The following is an 18,210-nucleotide window of genomic DNA, read 5'->3' as shown; positions in this document are numbered from 1 at the left end:
NAACCAGATGGCNNTGGAACNNNGAANCNTTNNTTNANNTGATNNANNGGGNNGGTNATNNNGTGGGNCCTGNNTCANCNCAGTGCGNNNGGNTTTCGGNGGTTAATNNNGNGNANNGNNNGNNATCGTGNNGNNTACAGNGNGAAATATAAAAACTCGGNCAAGGCGATTATTTGTCTTTTCACGTCAACAGAAACGGGGGCGACAAAAGCGCGCCGGCTATTCTGGCGGGTTTATCACTGCTGCTAAACACGTTACAGTTGTTGTCGGAATACTCGGCAGAGGAACTGACCCGGTTAGCCGCAAGTGTGTTGGGCCAGTTCGACGATGTGTAGATACCTATGCTTATCTGGCAGGGAGTGGCCCAAGTGTCATCCCCAGACTTGGGCGTGTTCACACGACTGGTGAGCGCGGTATCGGAACACCGGAAGGTGACGCTACTGGGAAGCGGTTGTCGCTGCACAGACCTGCTCCCTATCGCTTGTTGTGCGTGAGGGAGAATGGTATCTGACGGGTGAGCATCAGGCCCGGATTGCCGTTTTTCCCCTGACCGATATTCGGGCGGTCACGCTCCACAACGGCAGCTTCGCTCCAGATATAGCGATGCGCGACATCCTCTCTCACCCGGATTTTCTTCAGGCTTTACCCCACTTTCGCTTTTTCCATTCATTGCTTGTCGCAACTGACGGCGGACTTATACCTCAGAAGGAATAATCACGATGAAATTGCTTACCACTACAGTGCTGGCCGCTAGTTTTTGCCTTGGTGCTGTTTTTCCAGCTGGCGCTGGAAACACTGTCGGCACAGTCAAAGCCTGGCAATACATGCAGGCTGACGGTTGGAAATCTGCCGATGGCATGGATGACAATAAGCTGCACAACATGCTCTATCAGGCCAGCGTGATTGATAACTACCCGTGGACAAAGCAGTTTCTGCTACGTGTCCGTGGCGGCGGAGCCTATTTTCTCGCCGACAAGAAAACGCATACTGTTCGCAAGCTGAATGTAAAACCTGCCAGCGGCTACTACTCGGATCTGACCTCCGTCTATCAGGGCGAGGATCAGGGGAAAGGGTGTTATTTCACCATCATCGACACTCAGTATCAGCTGGAACTGGCGAATGAACCGCACAACACCCAGGTGCTTGCCGCAATTCCAGAAAACTGCGTCAACAAAAAGCAGCAGGCTGCTTTGGCTGCGAAGCGTTCTGCATCAGATCAAAAACTGCAGCAATGGGTAGCCCAACAGAGTCTGGCTGAACTATGTCGCCGCACCGGCAATTGCTGACGCAATGGAAGCAAAACTAAAAACAGAGAATAAGCGCTATGAAGAAATTGTACCCGCATATGCTTGCCATTCTGGCAGTTATCGGTGCCATGAGTGTCTCTGGCTGCGACAGTAAAGAAGATGCTGGCGTGAAAGCGATAGCCAAATTTAATGATCTCACCCCACCACCATTCAGCAAGGTTGTATCGCATCAATCCGATATTGCTCAGGAGTGGGTGAAAAAGGATGCCTTTGGCACACCGCAATACACAGTGTTGAAAACCCGTCAGTCACCGGAGGACTGTAAGTCAGGTAATTATTACTACATTGCTGATATGCAGCAGAAAACGGTGCAGCCGCTGATGGCTGCCCTGTGCCTGGCAGATAACATCACCCTGAGTTTCCGGATTGAGACCGACAGCTACACTGGCGAAAAATCGGTGGTGTATTCGCATGATGGCAAGGAAATGGGAAAACTCTATCTGCCGGAGAACCAGGAGAAAAATCCATGAATAAGAAGCTGAAAGGCATGACCTCAGTTGCAGTCCTGACTCTGAGTTTGCTGGCACAGGCGCAGGCCAATGAACAACGCTATATCAGTATCCGCAACACGGATACGGTCTGGGTGCCAGGCAATGTTTGCGTCTACCAGTTCCGTCTGGATAACGGCGGCAGCGGCGAGGGCTTCGGCCCGCTGACCCTTTCCCTGCGTCTGAAAGACAAAAGTGGCAACACACTGGCGATGGGGAATATGGAGGTAGCCGCGTTTGGTGACAGCGATGCCACGCGCGATCAGGAAGCATCACTGGAAAACGAATGCGTGGAAAACGTCAGTTCAGTCGAAATAATGAAGGCAACAGAAGAGCATAATGGCTATCAGGTTGACCTGCCGCTGTCTATATTCGATCCACAATATTACCAGCCACTGCCGGTATCGGTTGCTGGGAATAAGGCATCATAACTGGCTTAGCTTTGCATCTACCAAACCTTAACTTAACACAATCCCCTCGCTAAAAATCAGGCCATGCCTCCTTCGGGAAGCATGGCCTTTTCGTTTTTAATCTCTGAATAAGGAACTAACCATGACCCGATTAGCCAGCCGCTTTGGTGCGGTCAATCTTGTACGCCGCGACCGCCCACTAACCCGTGATGAACTGGCGCATTACGTACCGAGTGTCTTTAGTGAAGAAAAGCATGAATCTCGCAGCGACCGATACACCTACATCCCGACCATTACCCTGCTCGATAATCTGCAACGTGAAGGCTTCCAGCCGTTCTTTGCCTGTCAGACACGTGTGCGGGACCAAAGCAAGCGTGAGCACACCAAGCACATGCTGCGGCTGCGCCGCGAAGGACAAATCACAGGCAAGCAAGTGCCAGAAATTATTCTGCTTAACAGCCATGATGGCTCCAGCTCATACCAGATGCTGCCGGGGCTATTTAGATCGGTTTGCCAAAATGGTCTGATTTGCGGTGAGAGTTTTGGTGAGGTGCGTGTTCCCCATAAGGGTAACGAGGTGGAGAAAGTCATTGAAGGGGCTTACGAAGTACTGGGGATATTTGACCGAGTGGAAGAGAAACGCGATGCCATGCAGTCGCTGCTGTTACCGCCACCGACCCAACTGGCAATGGCAAAAGCGGCATTAACCTATCGCTTTGGTGAAGAGCATCAGCCGGTGACGGAATCACAGATCCTTTCCCCGCGCCGCTGGCAGGACGAAAACAATGACCTGTGGACCACTTACCAGCGTATTCAGGAAAACCTGATTAAAGGCGGGCTGTCGGGGAGAACGACCAAAGGCAAACGTGCCCACACCCGTGCTGTAAAAGGTATCGAAGGTGATGTGAAGCTTAACCGCGCCCTTTGGGTTATGGCCGAGAATATGCTGCAGCTTGCTTCATGAATCTTTTTACCCTCACTCCCTTCAAGCTCTGTCGATAAACCGGCGGGGCTTTGTGTTTTAAGGAACTGATATGTCTACACTTCATTTATCCACTGCATTTCCTGCAAATGAGCAGCGTGTTATCCGGCGAACCCTTCGCTTGCTGGAGAAATATCAGCGCCAGCCGGGTAAACAGTTTACCGCCACCAGTTTTGCTAAAAGCTGGGTGCAGCTACAACTGGCTCGCGAGGAGCGGGAGGTATTTCTCGTAATGTATCTTGATAACCAGCATTGCCTACTTGAGCACGAAGCGTTGTTTACGGGCTCCATCAGCCATACAGAAGTACATCCCCGTGAGCTGGTGAAAGCCGCTCTGCGCCACAACGCCGCTGCAGTAATTCTGGCGCACAACCATCCGTCAGGTACGACAGAAATCAGCCAGCAGGACAAACATATTACTCAGCGGATCGTAAAAGCATTGGCACTGGTCGAAGTGCGAGTGCTGGATCATCTTGTGGTTGGGAATGAAGTGGTTTCTTTTGCTGAGCAGGGTTTGCTTTAAACGGAGGTTTTCATGCCATTAACACCACCTCATGAATGGGGTTTACAAAGCGATATCACCCCACGATTTGGCGCAAGATTGGTTCAGGAAGGCAACCGGCTGCATTACCTGGCTGACAGGGCCGGGTTGACGGGGAGCTTTAGCTCGGAACAATTACAGAAACTGGAACGGGCTTTCCCGCTGTTTATAGAACAACTGGAAAATTTGCTGCGCTCTGACGAGCTAAATCCACGTCAGCAACATCAGGTGACCATTCAGCTTGCGAGTTTAACCTGCATAGCTGATACCCGTGGTAGCTGCGGCTACGTTTACATTTCTATTTATCCAACCCAGTGACACCTTCTCACTTCTTCTTTTATTAGGACTCAACTCATGCACATTTCATCTGTACCGGCCACGGTGCCGGTTGCGTCACGCTTGTCACCCGTACAGGTCTGGCAGCAACTTTTAACGTATCTGCTGGATCACCATTACGGCCTGACGCTTAACGACGCGGCCATTCAGGAACATATTGAAGCGGGAATAACACTTGCTGATGCGGTGAATTTCCTGGTGGAACGCTATGAACTGGTGCGCACTGACCGCAAAGGGTTTACATGGCAGGAGCAGACACCATTTCTGACCGCGACCGATATTCTCAGAGCCAGACGAGCTACCGGGCTGATGAGCACTTAAATCATGTTAGCCCTCTTCCCTACCTCTCTTCTATTTCTCCTCAAAAAGGGGTGAAAAAATTTTTAGGCACCTAAATAACCTCAGCTTCGTTTAAAAATAGCGATATCACAATCCCGTAAATTCAAGCTCGGTTTTTTAGGTTGGAATGTATAAGCAATTAGGCCAGCGACGATTTCCAATAAAAAACCGAGCTGACTGCGGTGTCTTGAATGCGCTATCTGAGAAATATTTTTAAGCTGATCCATGACCGTTTCTATCAAAAATCGCCTTCTTAACATCAGCTTATCCCAGAGAGATAATTCTTTTGCCTTCATGTTATGACGGACATGAGTGATTAACGTTATTCCTTCTGCTTCCAGTTCATCGCACAAAGCCTGCGACAAATACCCTTTATCGCCATATAAACATCCGGTTAACCCTTGTACCAGCGCTTTGACGGGATGGCGATCATCCTTATTTCCTGAGGTCAACTTCACTGCCAGAAGTTCACCACAATCATTGATAACCAGATGAAGTTTAAAGCCATAAAACCAGCCGGTACTGGTTTTCCCTCGCTGTGCGACGCCCTGAAATACGCGATGACGGGGAATACGGAGATTGTGGCAAACGGCAATTTTGGTTGAATCAATAAAAGCGATCCCCTGGGTTTGGGCCTTGCGTGACGAAAGAAAAGCACAGAGAGGAATGAGCGCCCTTTGCTTCAAGGTTAACATCCGGGTGTAGCTGACCAACTGGGGAAAATCGGCCTGAAGATAGTGTTTAACATGCTGAATATAAAACGTTTTAAAATCACGATAATGGCTCATGTGGAATAAAATGAGTATCGTCATGACTTCACTGAGAGAAAGGGAAGCTTCGCGGCGACGTTTGAGCAAACCATTTTCAATTAACTGTTGATACCAGAGAGGAATAAATTTTTGGCAAAAGTCATCGACGCAGCAGTAAAGTTCTTCTAAATTAAACCTGCCTGAGGATCTCCACGATTTTGTTTTCTTTGACAAAAACTTTGATCGTGCCTCAGGCACTTAGTTCCCTTCTTAAGCAAACCTCAGGTTAAATAGGCACCAGCGAAAAGTTGAACTAGTAGTTACCAAAGTAAATTCAATGAATTACATAACCAATTCAGAATCCCAGCCGCACGTGAAAACGTAGCCTCTTTTTCTTTGGTAATGCCCACTTCACATCCACCTAGAACACATTAATACCCACAACCACTTTTCTTTATAGAAATTAGAGTTAGAGATCAATCAATCCAATCTATGATGTTCATATGCCGCTACCCAATGGCGAATGTTGGTTCTTTCCACACCAAACTTTCTAGCTGTAGTCTCTTCTTCTTCATACCTAACCCGATAATAACGGACAGTAGCTCATTTAGGTTCTAACGAATATCCCATAAAAACTGCTCCCTATGTTTGGGTTAGTGCCCAATATTTGGGGAGCAGTTCACTAACTAGCTTTCAATATAATTTCATTTCAGATCTAAAGGTAGAATGTATTAATTTTTTACTGTAAAAATATATTAACTAATATCCTATTGCAAACCAATATGAACCTAAAACGTCACGCCCAATTACAGCACTGGTAGAATTAAATTCATAAACTGTTGAATAGTTATCCGCAGAAGTACCATTGGTATAGACACTAACTTACATAGATAAGAATGCGGTAGGAAACGGGATCGGATATGTTATTGTATTTGTCCAAGGCCTCCTTTCGGATTATATCCCCATTGATAAATTATTTCGGTATCACCACATTTCCACCAACCGTTTACAGATTTTAATGCGGTATTTTGAGTGATATTAATCATGAGTTCTCCTCAAAGTTAATGATTAATATTATTTCCAAAAGGGACCTGCCGAATAAATTATTTAATACAATAAATTTAAGTATGTATTTATAATTCACTTTATCTATAGTCGTTCTCAAACAAAACACAATGAATTATTTTTATAAACAATAGTGATTAACTATTATTAAATTATTAGTTATAATAAATAATGCTGAATACCAAAAACATACACAGCTATTTATATATAATATCGGAGAACTACCTCTCCATCTCCTGCTATTTCCTCTGTATGATATTCCACGCTAAATCTTCCGCCATTTTGACATAACGTCCAAGCTTCGTTTTCCTTTGTATCTCATTTTTAAATAATTTATACTACTTTAAGCCTGAAGAATTAAAGCTATTACCTGAACTCGCTTTGCTTCCCCCTCTATCAGAACTTAAGAAAACTTACGTAAGAGATACACAGGCCAGAATGCTATCCCAAACTAACAGCTGTTGATTATAAGTTTATTTTGAGATGATTAAATGGATTAAAATCATAGATGGCTAAAAACAAAAAAGCAGAGCAATCCGTCTTTGTGCTATTAATCGGGTTGGTAACCTCGACCGGAACGCGATATAGAAGAAGCTTTCAGAATCAATGCTGAAAGCTTTTTTTATGTCTATCTAAACGCATTTGTAATCTCCGACAGTCACCGTTAAACCTACAGGTGCCAATCTTCCACAAATGGGATACCGGCCAGACTAACCCAGCAGCGTAAAAAAGCTACACCGTTTTTTGTATAGCCTAATTATAGGATACACTAGTCAGTATCGGTATCAGCGTTACAGGTAAATGCAGGATGATAAATACGTCCTCTTCCTCGACAATAATGACAATATGATTGGAGTATCCTCCGACCATCCCCCATATTTCTCATCCCGAAAGCATCATCCTCATAAAAAACATGATATCCTCTACTTAATGAACAACTAGGACATGATTTACGGCCATCTCTCCACCTAGCTCTTCCCAGAGGTTCATCACACCCAGAGCAATTACACATAGATATTCTCCTTAATTGATTGGAGAATGATCAATAACACTTATATTATTAGCCAACTTTGATGACAATCGCACTTTTCATCTTAATAAAACGATTACATTCATTTTCTCGGTAATTCCAATCAGTAATGTTTTCATATACAAACAATTCCACACATGAAAAATCACCTAAAAAATACCGAAGACTTTTGTTGAATAAAGGTTCTATTTATTTTCTTTACGTTTATCTTATTCTTTTTACATCACTGATAAATTTTAATATCTAACTGTCAAAATTAAGCCGGAATTGATTCCGGCTTATTCACGACTTATTCGATTGTTTTTAGTAACCAATCACCTTAAAAGAATCATTCGATTTTACCTAAATACAACAATATGATTGAATTCTGAATTCGGTAGAGTGCAGTCTTTAATTACATCATTGAGGTTAATAATATTAATCCGTTTTTGTGTTTCAAATGCAGTTAATGCAAGAGAAAACAAAGCTTTTCTTGCGTCTTTATCTACAGTGACTAAATCATCAGATACAAAATGTGTCGTCTTACTTGGATAAGTTTCTGGAGTCACTTGAATACCCCAACTTCCTGTTGCACCTGTTACATAGATTTGGGCAATGTAACCTTGCGCACATGAGTTAGACTGTAATGCAGCAACCCCACCTTTCTCAGGAAGTTTCTCTGCTATAACTGACGTGGCGATCAATCCAGCCATTAAGGCAATATAGGGTAAGCTTTTTTTCATTTTTATCTCCTATCTTGAGTTCATTAGAGTAATATCTTTTTTATGAATGTAATGATGTAAATGACAAATTTTTATTATTATTTTAGTGGTTATAAGTGAAGATCAATATATCATTATACAATCAAAACCATATAAAACATGATGTTATTAAATACAATGTTATAGTAGCCAATCTGTACTTATTCTTAATTCTTAATTCTTAATTCTTAATTCTTAACAACCATACCTATAAATGAATAAAGATGTCAGATTGATTTCTTAATGTGAATTATCCTTTTACTCACTCAAATAATTTGGATCTGTAGATTGTATAGACCAATAATTTGAGTTAATAGAGATATCTCTGGCTAAACAATATATATTTTATTTAATTAAAAAATAAATTGAAAGCTTGATAACTTCAACAGATTTTCAACAAGACAGCAAAAATAATAGCGTAAAATTAACTCAATGTTAATTATTGAACGATAATTAGTAACTCAGATAAACTATATAGCTCCAATCAACACCTGATAAGGTACAAACCATGAAAAAGTTATCAGCCTGTCTTTTAGTATTGAGTATTACTTCTTTTACACCTAACTTTGCGTCTGCAAATATATGTTTTCAAACCGAACATTCTCTAGGTAAATGTGCTAAAATATGTGCACCGGTAATTCTCCTTAGTCCTTTTCTAGCAACAATTTGTCTTTAATTCAGTTAACAATAAGATATTTAATAAACAAAGTGATAAGGATAATTTTTTTCTTGTCACTTTACTGTAACACAGAAAAATATATGTCAATCTGACCAGAAATAACAGAAAATATTATCAAAAAATGCCAGAGAAAATACAGATGGATTTAGTTAGTTTAATTAGCCTCTCACTCTAAATAAAATTAATTCAACTTAAGTGAGAAAATTAATCGCCAAACTTGTCGGGCTAAATTATATTAATAACAGAAAAAATAAATAACCCACAACGAGTTATCTCAGATGAAAAAATCCATTTACAATATCTATTATATGATGTTTAATAATAAGTTCACAATTAAAACTACTTTCCTGCCTATAAATAATAGTTGAAGTAGCTAAAAATCTTAAATGACAGAATGCCGGAGAATTATTAACCATTATATCATCTCCATCCTATATAATTTAAGAAACACAATTTCCGAAAATTTTCATTAATGGCTGATAATTACATTGATAGGCAGAAATATTCGCCTCAATCCATTGTTTAGCATCCACAGACGCAAAGGAGATATTATATCCACAGTTTATAACAATATATTCAAATAACAAGCGCTGTGTTCTTCCATTACCCTCTCTGAAAGGATGAATCGCATTTAATTCCGCATAATACTCAGCAAGCTTTTTAATGAGTTTATGATGATTTAATCCTATGAGAAAATTTTCACAGTCTAACATATTAAATATCTTACTGCCTTCTGTTTCAATACGTTTAGCATGACAGAAGCGAGTATTACCTTTTGATATATCAATTGTTCTCAACTGACCAGACCAATCATACAAATCAGAAAATATCTGTTTATGGAGGTAGCACCAAAAGGCTAAATCGTAAGGTGGTTCCTGGAATGAAATATTCAATATAGCAAGCTCAGTAAGTTCTCTTTCTGCCTGTTCAAGAACAACTGAATCACGAATACCCAGTTTGTTAATAAGAGTGTCTGTATCTGGATATGTGTAAGGATCTTGCCCCGCTCCATATTTATCCACCATAATCCCCCCCACTATACACTATATTTTCTGATTAATTGATCTCTCAGATTTTCTTGCCCTTTTTGGGTTTCAGGCAAGCTGTTCATAACAACAGTTATTCCTTCAAGGCGCATACTGTCTCTATAGTTCTTTAGTTTTACACGGTCAAAATAATGTTTCTTTTCATTATAAGTTGTCATTATTGTTTTTTTATTTTTTTGGTTTCTGATATCTTTCTCTTGCTGACGGGAATATTTAAACTTAACCAGATCTAAATCGGTCAGTTTACAGTTAATCGCCTGACCACTTTCAAATATTCCCCAAGAAATAACTTCGAAATAGCTGGCTTTGCCGTTTCTTATACAATTAATTTTTACCTCTAAGTCTTGTTGCAGTATTTGCAAAACCTGTTGCACTTTACGCTCAGATATCCCAGTCGCTTCCACAATCGAACGCGTGTTGGGATGTTCTAATTTAGTCAGAGCCGCCATAACAGCTAATTCATATTTCATTTGAATTCCCAAAATACTTATATATGCAACAGTAGTATAAAACACCAAGGTCGCTAAAACCAGAAAAGAGAATATAGAGTTATTACTGGCGAATTCTGTAAAGCACATGCTCATGAAGCGGGTGCCCATCCGGTAATAAAGGGTGCAAGAAAGTATTCTCATCTTTCACCATTCCAAGCCTCTCCATAACTTTTTGAGATCGGAAATTGGAAACTGTCGTAAATGCAACTACCTCCTCAAGTTTTAATTCAGTGAAAGCAAAATCCAGTGCCTTACATGCCGCTTCACTGGCATAACCTTTACCCCAAAATGGCTTATCAAGACGCCATCCAATTTCAGTACAAGGTGAAAATGGCAATTCTGCTACAGGGATATTCAAACCGACAAAACCAATAAAATCCCCCGTCTCTTTCAGCTCTACGGCCCATAATCCCCAACCATTCTGCTGTTCAAATCTCTGGATAATTCTATCCACCATTGTATTACTTTGTTCAACCGTCAACGTGGCAGGAAAGTATTCCATAACTTCTGCGTTACTATTCAAATGAAAAAACGGTGCCCTATCTTCCTCTTTCCAGGCGCGCATTATTAGTCTCTCTGTTTCCAGTGTTACCATCATATTCTCCTTAATATCAGCTATATCAATAGCTAAAAAAAATGCCTATATGTGCGAAAAACACATACTTCAATCAGGAGAATTAAAACAATTAAACAGATAAATTGCTATAGTGAATAAAGCTAAAGAGGAATAAAACAACGTAATTTAAAAATCAACAGGGAAGTGGCCCGTGCCGGAAATCATCGGAATCACACATCACACGGGCCTGGTTTATCAGGCACTTGTTTTTACCGTAGCCTTATCTTTAGATTTATCATTATTGGTATCTTTTATTGGTACAACACGTTCAGATGTTAATTTTACATTATTTTCAATCTGTTCTGATTGCCCAAAGAATAAACCACCACGCTTGATAGACATACTGCCACAGCGACTGATACCACGCAGTTCACCATGTTCAAGAATATCCAATGTTGCTGCACAACAAGTCCCTTCAACATTACCGTCAATTATGATTTCTGGAGCATTAAGCTCACCTTCAACCCGCCCGGCATGCATAATGCGGATTGCTCCCTCTTTCACCCGGATATTCCCAATCACTTTACCCCAGATCTGTATATCACCTTCTACATCAATATCGCCCTTAAAGACTGAGCTTTTAGCAACAATAGTGCAACGGCGGGCCTCTGCGCCGGCATTCTTTTTATCATCACCAGCCTGAGACACTGGTTCTACAACCACTGTTTCTGTTTTTTTTCCAAACATAGTTTTTGATCTCGATCTCATGTTAATAAAGCAAAATATTAAAGCCAGAAAAGATAGAATCGCTGTCACTGTACAGCTAAACAGATTACCCGCCAGATAGAACCCCAGAGCAATGCTCCACATGACCCATATACAGCTTAGAAAAATATTGTCCGAAAAACGATGTTTTGCCATGTTCTTTCACGTTCTTATTGTTTTTCATACTTTTTTCGTTAGAAAATACAAACCAAATCACTATTCTAACAGAACGAATAGCAATCAATGCTAAAGGTAAGCCGATATTTGTAACGCTATTAAACGGTTAACGCCATTATTCCTTCTTGCTGCCTATCCCATCAGGACCCTAGATAACAATCAGTAAGAAAAAATTAATATTAAAATATAAATTTTAACTTCGTATTTAATAACATTATTCAACAATAAAGTCACGTTATTAATGTTTAATTTTATTTACAAATAATCTAACAATGAAAATCCTTCTCAATTAATATCCACTAATGTTTTTCTGCCTAATATAATAGACTCATAAAGCTATTTATACATTGCACGCATCATCCTTAATTTATTATTCATTCAATAATAAATTATTTCATGAAAAACTAACAATCTATTTTAAAAAGGAAATATAATATTTCTATTGGCTTTACATTAATCTGTACATGTTATAAGACTGATATGACAATCACTAAAAATGGAATATGGAATATCTATAGGAAGGATAATTTAAACGCCAGGCTACTCTTAAAAATGACCGATTTTCTCTATCTTATAATCAGAGTCCCTGATCAAAAGATAACGACTCAAGAATAAAACTTACCATTAATCTGAACATACGAAGTTTCTCCCGCCGACATGGCTTTGGCGGTTTATCTGGCCTATTGATGATCCGGGGTAGAGCCAGCAACACTTTTAAAGTTACCCGAGACAATAACCGCTGAACCACCGGTTCCAAACTGCAATTTTCCAAACGAATTTTGGTATTTTTAGGGAGTTGGCTACCTTCACCTTTCAACGATAAGTTGGAATTCGTCCCTAGATTCACAGTTTGATCGAACGTGTTCGAATTGATGAAATACGGTACATCAATCATAGAGCCGCTGACAATGGTAATGAGAAATATTAATATGGTTACCATCATAATTTTATTTAGTTTCATCTCTAATCCTTAATATTTTGACAAAAATAAAACACAAAAGACTCTATAACACTTAATAAAATCACATAATAAAAATCAATCTTAATTTCAGATTAAATTCCCAAATGAATGATATTGTGATTATTAGTATCTTTTGCTTTTTATGAATGGAATCCATTAACTAAAATAGTTGAGATGCCAAAATACATTGACATAGATATGGCTGTTAAAAAAACCACAGACAATTCACGACATATAAAAAATCCATTGAGCGCAGAGAAATAAAAATGACGTCATTGATAGCTCTCCACTGGATTTATCATAATTAGAAATAAGTTAATGAAAACACGGTTCATCCATAAACATTTATACGTAAGCAATATCCTTATTGACGCCCAAAGTATTACAGAATAATTCAACGAATAAAAACAAAAAATACAAATTCAAATAACTTCACAACAAAATACTTAGATAACATTTCAATACTATAATTTGCGATCTATAGTGTCGCAAATTACATCTACATAAGAATAAAATTCTTTATTGTATTTATTTATCAAATTAAAAGATCTAAAATTTTAATTTTTCGATATAATCAATCTACTTAGTACAAAAACCAACCTTGGAAAACAGGAATGCCCAGCAATTCTTTATGAACGGACATTTAGATTATTCGCATATGTTGAAATTAACCGTTGGATTGCCCCAAGTAACTCAAGGTATTCAACTGGATTCAATAAAGCCTGGAGTTAATATGGAAAACCGGAAAGATTCGACTCAACCTTCCCAGACGGATCAAGTACTTAATGTCATATCCAAATTATGCACCGTTCGGGAAATGCAAGTGGCGCCACCACCAGAATCATGGCCCAGCACACGTGATGTCGCAGAGCAATGCAATTTCACTATCTACAAGGCTCGTTATCTGCTATTGAAACTGGCTGACAAAGGATTAGTTATGGTAACTCCGTCTCCCATTAAAAATTCTCTTCGATGGTATATATCAGAAGATAAAATTAAACCTATCTAACGACTTATCTTTCAAACAAATCTGAAAAAATAAGTTCCTGCTCTGCACAGCAGGAACTATCATTAGTCTAAATTTACAAAAACAACATACAACTCTATATGTTTCGTTAAAATAGAAACTTTGTATACACTACGTTACAACTCACTCTGACACTAACGATGGTGAATATATTTTTATCTGGATAATCTTCCCAATTATTTTTGCTATAATTACATTCATCAACTTTTTATTTTCTCATTACAAGAGTTTCAATAAATAATTTAAGCACAGAGAAGTAATAACTAATTAATATTATTTAACCCAAGAGGAAGCTAAGATGGAAAAATTGCATTGTTGGGAAAAAGATGAATATATCATTAGTACAGATAAAAAAAGGCTAAATATTACAACCATACAGCAGTTTCTAACAAAATCCATTTGGGCGGAGGGAATTGATAAAGAGACAATCAGGCTGTCGATAGAAAATAGCCTGAACTTCGGTTTATATAAAAATACTCAGCAGATAGGCTTTGCACGCGTCATAACTGATTTCATCACTTTTGGCTATCTCATTGATGTTTTTATTTTAGAGGACTATCGGGGATTAGGATTAGGGCGCTGGCTAATGGAGTGTTGTCTGGAACATCCTCAAATAGCACAACTTCGTGATATTATGTTGGTCACTTCTATGGCACCTTGGTTATATGAAAAATTGGGCTATTCCCCAGTGAATAAAGAAAACTTTCTCTGGCAACTTTCGCGACCAGATATTTATAAACGCTCAAAAAGATAATGACGAGTGGCCAGGAAATGCCCGATCATTTAATCGGGCATTATCACTTAATTTTTTAACCAACGCACGATTAGAAGCTGGCGCTGACACCCAAACTGAAAGCATAGGTATGATTCTGAACATCACCATCATTGCGTGATACTGACGCAAAAGCACCCCAATCCTTTGCAATAACAGCATTCATACCAATCGTGTATTCACGCCAATGGGTATCCTGTTTTTGGCTTTCTCTAACGAAAGAGGTTTGGGTTGAGTTGATAGCACTGCGAATCTGATAACGTTTATCACCAAACTGGTGGTTGAACCGAACTTCAGCATAGGGGTTAAAATAACCAAAATTCGTGTCAAGACGCCAGCCTAACGTACCAACCTGAGAGTCGTAGCGCTGATCACCAAAATGCATGGCAGTGCTGTTATTACCCGATTCACGATAACCTTTAACATAACTCTTATCCCAAGCGTACTGAATGACTGGGCTGGTCGTGACGGCAGATGCCAGCGAAATATCCCAACCAGCGGTAATACGTCCGCCCCATTGATGGCCGGAAGTCGAGGCGTTTTCATTGCGTAACCACTCATTGAGCACGATACCTCGAGTAATGTCCTCATATTTCATATCCAAATAGTGGAGATCGCCGCTAATCCAACCTTTATCGTAGTAACGCCACAAGCCGTAAGCGGTGAGCACATTGCCGCGGCCATCATAACGGAAATTATCGGCTGGAGAAGAATTATCCTGATAACGCGAGATCATGCCACCCAACAGAATATTATCCGTAATCTGATAGTCGCTACCCAATGTCAGCGTGTGGTTGTGATTACCACTATAACCACCGAATACACCTAGTTTACCCTGCTCGTTACCCACATTACGCAATTGCTGTAAACGGCCGTCGAGGGAAGCAAGTGCCCCTTTCACAGGCACATTGTTAGCGTTCGTCAGTAGCATAACCCGATACGGAGCATTGAGGACTGAAACAGTGTATTCACCAACCATATGCTGTGCGGCTGGCGTTGGATGGAAATCATCAGCGAATAAAAAGGGCTTGCTGGCATCAAAACCGACATCTTTAGAACTACAGGAATCCGCCTTAACACCCTGGGCGCAAGCGTAACCGATGGTGTTGAGAAAACCATAGCGTAGAGGATTAGCGATAACTTCATGCAAGAGGGCATTAACATCAACGCGAACAATATTGCCATTTTCTTGGCTAAGAGCCATATCTTCTAATTGATTATAGTTATCAACCAATTTTGAAGCGTTACTACTTAATTCTTTATAACCATCAATCAATTGCTTAGTGGTCTCCTCAGCTTTTTGGGCGTCACCTCCTGAAACATTGGCTCCAATCTGTTTGAAAACACCATGGATAACTTGAAGACGGGTGTCTTTATCAATTGTGGGATACCCGTTGACTGCTACATGAATTTTAGCCAGATATTCAGGAGTAGCTCCCACCTTAGAGAGAACAAACTCCATAATCTTCGGAGTCGTACCCACATCAGGAACCGTAGGCACTATCACCAACCCAGCTCCTGCATTGAGAAGAGCATGTACCTGTGATGAAGCCGCCACCGCACTCTTAGTAATAATTTCTTCCGCTTTAGCTGGATTTCGTAATGCAGCGTCAACATCATTGCCACCAATCCAATGAACATACATACCATTAGGGTCAGCATGTCCACCGTGACTTGCCAGATAACCAGTTACCTGATCCTGTGTGTTGTCTTTATTATTTAAACTGGCAACAGCAGTCGCGCCACCGGCAGCGTAATTGTTGCCTCCGTTCTTAGAGTTGGTCAGCTCAATCCCTAATTGTTTAGCGATAAAATCGTTATACAATTTACTTGTCTCACCGTCCGTCGTGAATCGACCATTATTTCCGCCATCGCTTAAGCTATCGCCAAAAACATATAGGTTGTCATAAGCGTGTGCGTTCGAAATTGCACTTATCGCAAGTGCTAATATACCTGGTGCAAATATAAATGACCGTTTCATTAACATTGTCCTCAAAAAATAATTTTATATTTATCATTGAACTATCCGTTCAATTGAAATGATCAATCCAAACAGAACCTGCGTTGATGAAATATGACGCTATTCTTGCCCTGATTAACCAATACCTCATTATAGTTAGTAAGCGAAGATATACTGCATTGTTTTTTACATTTTTAATTTAGTGTCGCCAGGCAGTTCAACTAACCAATTCGTTTAAAATTCAATTAACTATAAAAAATAATATTAGACCAAATAGACTCAACTCTCTCCTCCGACTCATGAAATAGATCACAAAATAGCAACAATTTTAACAATCAAAGATTCTGGTTAGGATAACGACTGAGTTTGATGAGCATCTGAAGCGATCCATCACAAAAAATGTGATAGAGTCAATTCATCATCAATTTAAGAGACTGGTTAAAATAAGAAATTAAACAGAATAAATATGAGAATCCAACGAGCAATAAAAGCAGATTTCAATAATCTGATCGAAATTTGGGAAGCCTCTATACGGGCAACCCATGATTTTTTATCTGACGAAAATATTAATGAATTGCGCCCACTGATTCTGCATACCTATCTGCCAATGCTTACTGTTTATAAAGCAACAGATGACAAAAACGAAATTGAGGGTTTTATGGGTGTTGCTCAGCATCGGATTGAGATGCTGTTTATCTCCCCTGATTCCCGTGGTAAAGGTATCGGCAAAACACTCCTGAATTTTGGTATTACCGAATTAGGTATTAATGAACTGGATGTGAATGAACAAAATATTCAAGCAGTTGATTTCTATCTGCATCAGGGATTTAACGTTTTCAACCGTTCAGAAGTTGACGGCCAGGGTAATCCTTTTCCGTTATTACACATGAGAAAACAAGCATGAGGAGTCACCTCCTCAATGCAAATTAAACTCTATCGCTAAGGTATGATCCCTCGGCAAACCAGCCGGTTTTACCCCCACGGACCGGGCTTGTTGGATAGCCGCAAGTGCAGCCCGATCCAATTCATCAGCGCCAGAACTCCGTACTAATTGAGGATTTGTCAGCTCACCACTGTCCAGTAAACTAAAGCTTACCTGTACAATACCCTGTTGTTTCATCTTTTTCGCCCGACGTGGATAGCGTTTGTGTTTTTCAATTTCACGACGTAAAGCAGACTGATAACCTTGTAAATCATCGGAACCCAAACCCGTCATCGGTTGACTGGTCATCGCCTGACGTGCGCCGGCCTGTGAATCCACAACATCTCTCCCTGCCACCTGGGAACTGTCCGCTGCTTGCTCCGTTTCCGGTTTACGCCCACGCTCTGCCAGTTTTGGCCGGGGATCTTCTACTGGCTCTTTCTGTGGTTTGTTCCTCGGTTTGGCATCGGCATGTTCTTCCGGCGGTTTCCGCGGCTCTCGTTTCCGTGGCCTGTCCGCTGGCTTATTGAGCGCTATTTTCGCCTCAAGCGGTGATTCCGCTACCACCACTTCGGGGGGTAACGGAGGCGGGAGAGGTTCCTGCTTCGTAGGCTGCTCCTGCCCAGCAGGTGCCGCTGAAGCAACCATTTCTATTGAGATACTGATTATTGGCGAATTCACTGATTGATTATTTGCGCTGTCATCACGTAATAAATGAGATGCCATAATCACAATGACACTTGCATGTAGCAGCAAAGAAGCAAACAAGCCAATATAAAGACGATTTTTCATCATAATTCAAGCCACCTTTCCGCTCGTTATCTGCGGAGATTAACCTTCTTACAGGCAGGTTAATCTCCCGTCAAG

General features: G+C 40.5%; 21 protein-coding genes and 1 pseudogene. 12 read left to right on the top strand and 10 right to left on the bottom strand.

What is annotated here, in order from left to right:
• Window positions 1-173: 173 nt before the first annotated feature.
• From PTE_RS25555 to PTE_RS02640, 9 genes and pseudogenes are all read left to right on the top strand, one after another.
• Window positions 174-335 (top strand): hypothetical protein, encoded by a 162-nt coding sequence (locus PTE_RS25555; RefSeq protein WP_165577064.1) that lies wholly within the window; start codon window positions 174-176, stop codon window positions 333-335.
• 3 nt (window positions 336-338) lie between these two features.
• A pseudogene (locus tag PTE_RS26170) lies at window positions 339-714 on the top strand (WYL domain-containing protein); the annotation flags it as partial.
• Window positions 715-719: 5 nt separating this feature from the next.
• Window positions 720-1,286 (top strand): hypothetical protein, encoded by a 567-nt coding sequence (locus PTE_RS02670; protein WP_036842995.1) that lies wholly within the window; start codon window positions 720-722, stop codon window positions 1,284-1,286.
• Window positions 1,287-1,324: 38 nt separating this feature from the next.
• The gene (locus PTE_RS02665; RefSeq protein WP_036842993.1) at window positions 1,325-1,777 is read left to right on the top strand and encodes a YfjS/YafY family lipoprotein; all 453 of its coding nucleotides are present in this window, start codon (window positions 1,325-1,327) and stop codon (window positions 1,775-1,777) included.
• Window positions 1,774-2,226, top strand: coding sequence for an IrmA family protein (locus PTE_RS02660; protein WP_024531274.1), 453 nt, complete (start codon window positions 1,774-1,776; stop codon window positions 2,224-2,226). The genes PTE_RS02665 and PTE_RS02660 overlap by 4 nt, the downstream gene beginning before the upstream one ends.
• 121 nt (window positions 2,227-2,347) lie before the next feature.
• Entirely contained in the window at window positions 2,348-3,169 is an 822-nt protein-coding gene (locus PTE_RS02655; RefSeq protein ID WP_036842988.1) for a DUF932 domain-containing protein, read from the top strand.
• A gap of 70 nt (window positions 3,170-3,239) precedes the next feature.
• Window positions 3,240-3,710, top strand: a complete 471-nt coding sequence (gene radC / locus PTE_RS02650) for a RadC family protein (RefSeq protein WP_036842985.1) — start codon at window positions 3,240-3,242, stop codon at window positions 3,708-3,710.
• Between the two features lie 12 nt (window positions 3,711-3,722).
• Window positions 3,723-4,046: a type IV toxin-antitoxin system YeeU family antitoxin gene (locus tag PTE_RS02645; protein WP_036842984.1), complete on the top strand. Its 324-nt coding sequence runs from the start codon at window positions 3,723-3,725 to the stop codon at window positions 4,044-4,046.
• A 36-nt stretch (window positions 4,047-4,082) separates the two neighbouring features.
• Window positions 4,083-4,385, top strand: coding sequence for a TA system toxin CbtA family protein (locus PTE_RS02640; RefSeq protein WP_036842981.1), 303 nt, complete (start codon window positions 4,083-4,085; stop codon window positions 4,383-4,385).
• An 80-nt stretch (window positions 4,386-4,465) separates the two neighbouring features.
• On the opposite strand, the gene PTE_RS02635 is transcribed toward PTE_RS02640, so the two are convergent.
• The 8 genes from PTE_RS02635 to PTE_RS22610 all read right to left on the bottom strand — a co-directional run bounded on the left by PTE_RS02635 (window position 4,466) and on the right by PTE_RS22610 (window position 12,662).
• Entirely contained in the window at window positions 4,466-5,386 is a 921-nt protein-coding gene (locus PTE_RS02635) for an IS982 family transposase (protein ID WP_051477161.1), read from the bottom strand.
• A gap of 689 nt (window positions 5,387-6,075) precedes the next feature.
• The gene (locus PTE_RS26780) at window positions 6,076-6,198 is read right to left on the bottom strand and encodes a hypothetical protein (RefSeq protein ID WP_274534103.1); all 123 of its coding nucleotides are present in this window, start codon (window positions 6,196-6,198) and stop codon (window positions 6,076-6,078) included.
• 1,387 nt (window positions 6,199-7,585) lie between these two features.
• Complete coding sequence (locus PTE_RS02630; protein WP_036842976.1) at window positions 7,586-7,969, bottom strand: hypothetical protein; 384 nt, start codon at window positions 7,967-7,969, stop codon at window positions 7,586-7,588.
• 1,137 nt (window positions 7,970-9,106) lie between these two features.
• Window positions 9,107-9,691: a putative adenosine monophosphate-protein transferase Fic gene (locus PTE_RS02625; protein WP_036842973.1), complete on the bottom strand. Its 585-nt coding sequence runs from the start codon at window positions 9,689-9,691 to the stop codon at window positions 9,107-9,109.
• An 11-nt stretch (window positions 9,692-9,702) separates the two neighbouring features.
• Window positions 9,703-10,182, bottom strand: a complete 480-nt coding sequence (locus tag PTE_RS02620) for a YhfG family protein (RefSeq protein WP_036843497.1) — start codon at window positions 10,180-10,182, stop codon at window positions 9,703-9,705.
• An 82-nt stretch (window positions 10,183-10,264) separates the two neighbouring features.
• Complete coding sequence (locus PTE_RS02615) at window positions 10,265-10,798, bottom strand: GNAT family N-acetyltransferase (RefSeq protein ID WP_036842971.1); 534 nt, start codon at window positions 10,796-10,798, stop codon at window positions 10,265-10,267.
• 216 nt (window positions 10,799-11,014) lie between these two features.
• Complete coding sequence (locus PTE_RS02610) at window positions 11,015-11,506, bottom strand: bactofilin family protein (protein ID WP_165577070.1); 492 nt, start codon at window positions 11,504-11,506, stop codon at window positions 11,015-11,017.
• A 772-nt stretch (window positions 11,507-12,278) separates the two neighbouring features.
• Window positions 12,279-12,662, bottom strand: coding sequence for a type 1 fimbrial protein (locus tag PTE_RS22610; RefSeq protein ID WP_051477096.1), 384 nt, complete (start codon window positions 12,660-12,662; stop codon window positions 12,279-12,281).
• 733 nt (window positions 12,663-13,395) lie between these two features.
• Between PTE_RS22610 and PTE_RS02600 the strand changes: the two genes are divergently transcribed.
• On the top strand, window positions 13,396-13,671 hold the full coding sequence (locus tag PTE_RS02600; protein ID WP_036843492.1) for a FaeA/PapI family transcriptional regulator: 276 nt from the start codon (window positions 13,396-13,398) through the stop codon (window positions 13,669-13,671).
• Between the two features lie 316 nt (window positions 13,672-13,987).
• Window positions 13,988-14,443: a GNAT family N-acetyltransferase gene (locus tag PTE_RS02595; RefSeq protein ID WP_036842967.1), complete on the top strand. Its 456-nt coding sequence runs from the start codon at window positions 13,988-13,990 to the stop codon at window positions 14,441-14,443.
• Window positions 14,444-14,513: 70 nt separating this feature from the next.
• Here the strand turns inward: PTE_RS02595 and PTE_RS02590 are convergent, their stop codons facing one another.
• Window positions 14,514-16,442: an autotransporter domain-containing esterase gene (locus PTE_RS02590; RefSeq protein WP_036842965.1), complete on the bottom strand. Its 1,929-nt coding sequence runs from the start codon at window positions 16,440-16,442 to the stop codon at window positions 14,514-14,516.
• Window positions 16,443-16,887: 445 nt separating this feature from the next.
• On the opposite strand from PTE_RS02590, the gene PTE_RS02585 reads away from it, so the two are divergent.
• Window positions 16,888-17,325 (top strand): GNAT family N-acetyltransferase, encoded by a 438-nt coding sequence (locus tag PTE_RS02585; protein WP_036842964.1) that lies wholly within the window; start codon window positions 16,888-16,890, stop codon window positions 17,323-17,325.
• A gap of 12 nt (window positions 17,326-17,337) precedes the next feature.
• Here the strand turns inward: PTE_RS02585 and PTE_RS02580 are convergent, their stop codons facing one another.
• Window positions 17,338-18,138 carry an energy transducer TonB gene (locus PTE_RS02580; protein ID WP_036842961.1) on the bottom strand — a complete coding sequence of 267 codons (801 nt, stop codon included), beginning with the start codon at window positions 18,136-18,138 and terminating at the stop codon, window positions 17,338-17,340.
• Window positions 18,139-18,210: the final 72 nt, after the last annotated feature.

The sequence above is a fragment of the Photorhabdus khanii NC19 genome (assembly GCF_000517265.1).
GTDB lineage: Bacteria > Pseudomonadota > Gammaproteobacteria > Enterobacterales > Enterobacteriaceae > Photorhabdus > Photorhabdus khanii.
This window is presented reverse-complemented; position numbering and strand designations above follow the sequence as displayed.